At 63.1% G+C, this 2,560-nt stretch carries 1 protein-coding gene and 2 rRNA genes; all 3 read left to right on the forward strand.

The window, feature by feature from the left end; all coding sequences use genetic code 11:
• A 23S ribosomal RNA gene (locus AC1DEY_RS22800) occupies positions 1 to 160 on the forward strand; the annotation flags it as partial.
• A 221-nt stretch (positions 161 to 381) separates the two neighbouring features.
• Positions 382 to 498: ribosomal RNA gene (gene rrf / locus AC1DEY_RS22805) — 5S ribosomal RNA — on the forward strand.
• 472 nt (positions 499 to 970) lie between these two features.
• The gene (locus AC1DEY_RS22810) at positions 971 to 1,186 is read left to right on the forward strand and encodes a tautomerase family protein (protein ID WP_476869986.1); all 216 of its coding nucleotides are present in this window, start codon (positions 971 to 973) and stop codon (positions 1,184 to 1,186) included.
• Positions 1,187 to 2,560: the final 1,374 nt, after the last annotated feature.

Here is a 2,560-nt window from a genome sequence, read left to right on the forward strand (position 1 = left end):
GAAGCTCGCTTCGAGATGAGATTTCCATACACGAGATTTCCATACACCTTGTGTGTGAGAGGCCCCCAGCCAGACCACTGGGTTGATAGGCCGGATGTGGAAGCGAGGACTAACGACTCGTGAAGCTGACCGGTACTAATAGGCCGATAACTTACACCACACACCATCCCGCGAACCCGTTTCAAAAGGGGTTCGCACCAAGGGRTGGTACAAAGAAACAAGACTGCTTGCGTCCACTATGTGGTTCCCAACCAACAAACCCGTTGCTTGAGAACCCACAACTGAATAACAACACCACACCTGCGGTGAAAACCGCAGAGCACATGTTGTAACCACAAAGATTTCCCCACCCCCGGCAACMGGCGGTGGCGGAGCAAGGGTTACGGCGGTCATAGCGTGGGGGAAACGCCCGGTCCCATCCCGAACCCGGAAGCTAAGACCCACAGCGCCGATGGTACTGCACCCGGGAGGGTGTGGGAGAGTAGGTCACCGCCGGAACAYCATTAACGGTCGAGGACCCCCAACACATGTTGGGGGTCCTCCCGCATTTAATCCCCCACTTCGTTTTTGAGCGTCCAGCCGGGGCCGGATGGCCAGGACGCCGGCCACGACCCCGCTGCCGCCAGAACCGCGCTGCCGCGAGGAACCGACCCCGCGGCCGCCGCCGGCCAGCAAACCCCGGACGCCGCCGCCGCCGGACCCCGGCCCGCTGCCGCCGGCCAGGACCCCCGCCAAACGGCCCCGGCCCTCCCGCCGCCGGAAGCCGACACCAGTGCCCCGGGACCACGCCAACCGGCCCCACACCCTACCGGGAGGCCCGCAGGCCCCTCCCGGCCACCGGGAGAGGAAGAACTGAATCGCCGCCGTCGGATACTGCACGCTCAGAGGAACGTCGCCAAGTTCACACACCGACTTCGCCGGCCTGGGGCAGCTACTCCTGGAAGCGAAACGGCCAATGCAAGACTGAACCATGCCACTTATCCAGATTCTCAACGCCAGCCCTTCTACAACTGCCAAGAAACGCGAGCTGCTCTCGGAACTGACGGCAACGTATGCGCGCGTCATGGAAATGCGGCCGGACACCATCAGAGTCACCCTCCAGGAATTGCCCAGGGAGAACTGGTCTGTCGCAGGGATCACGCTGGCTGACTCCGGCCAAGACGAATCACTGCAGGGCCGATCCTAGGATTTCGSCTTAGCCGCCCTGCAGCGCGCGGATCTGCTGTTGTCGCGCCGGTCGGCGCAGCGGGCACTACTTTTCGGCTCGAACGGGTAGCCCATGCGCTCGAGGCACTCCAAGCCATCAGAGGGGCGTTCGGTCAAGAATGACAACGGCATATGTTCATCCGCCAGGAGATTCACCGTGATCCACGTCGCCAGGGCTTTCGGGGGTTTACGTTACCTCTCGAATGGTGGGGCGCTCCACCCGCCATGGGCCGAAGAAGCGCCCCAACCAACGAAACCTCACCTGGAATTCGATGTGCGAACTTTTAGGAATTACCACGACCCAGGGGCCGGATACTCTCATGAGCTTTCCAGGCCTCTCCAGCCCACCCTTGAAACTCTGCGTCAATTGAACACCCTAGAAGAAGTCGGAGGAGACGGCTGTCTATGGCCAAGTATCACTCGACGCAGCACGGTATGCGGTGAGGCCGCTACTGTTCCCGGGTTCCAGCAGCGGTATGCGATGTGCATTTTCCGGGGGCCGGGTTGTGATCGATTCCGCCGCTAGCTCTCCGTGGATCACTTCGCCTTGGCGGGGCCGGCCACAGCAAGCGATGCCGAAAGCACGTCCGGTTCGGTTCATACGCCCGGGGTCCTATTCTCCAGTGACCTGCGGCGCCCGGCTCGAAACCGGACGGCTTGAGGACGAAAGAGACCACGGGCCACGGTTCCTGGTCCGGAACAACCGGATGGAGTCGTCGATATCCGCGGCTGGCGCACTCTTTTGGCTTTCACCATCCCGCACCACGGGGCGGGGCGTCGGCAGCTGCCGGCGTCGGCGAGTCCGAGCCGTCCGTCCCGCCACTCCCGAAATCAGACGGCACAGGCCCATGACAGCGTCGAGGAGCGTGAGGACGATGGCCGGAGGAGCAGCGACAAGCTGCTGCTCCTGGTCTCCCGGGGACGGTTGGTAAGCCCGACTTCCTTCAGGGCAGCAGCTTCACGCCATGCGACGCCCTGGCGCTGGAACGCATCTCGGTGCAGCGACGCCCGTCTCTCGGTGCCGGCAGTATCCCGCCCATTCGGTGGTGCCGACCGTGGGGCAGACGTGTGATGGAGGATACAAGGCCACCGGATGGCAACCGGGGCGTGTTTGCCGCATCCGGGCCCGCGTTTGGCCGCGGGTTTTGGGGGTTTTGGGGTGGTGGTGGGGGTGTGTGGGGGTGGGTTTGCGGTGGGGGCGTGGTGGGTGTATTGTTTTCTAAGTCGCCGAGAGGGAGACCAGCGGAAATGCTGGGAACCGGAGGCGGCCAATCCCCTAAATTTCAAGACCGGATCTGGTCGGCGTTTCGTGCGCTCCGGGTTCTGGTGGGGGCGGGTCGGATGGTTTGTGGGT

It is taken from the genome of Arthrobacter sp. 05T47 (assembly GCF_056395825.1).

What these genes read in the sequence shown, in the direction of transcription:
- AC1DEY_RS22810 (WP_476869986.1), top strand. Translation starts at nt 971, where the DNA reads ATGCCACTTATCCAGATTCTCAACGCCAGCCCTTCTACAACTGCCAAG.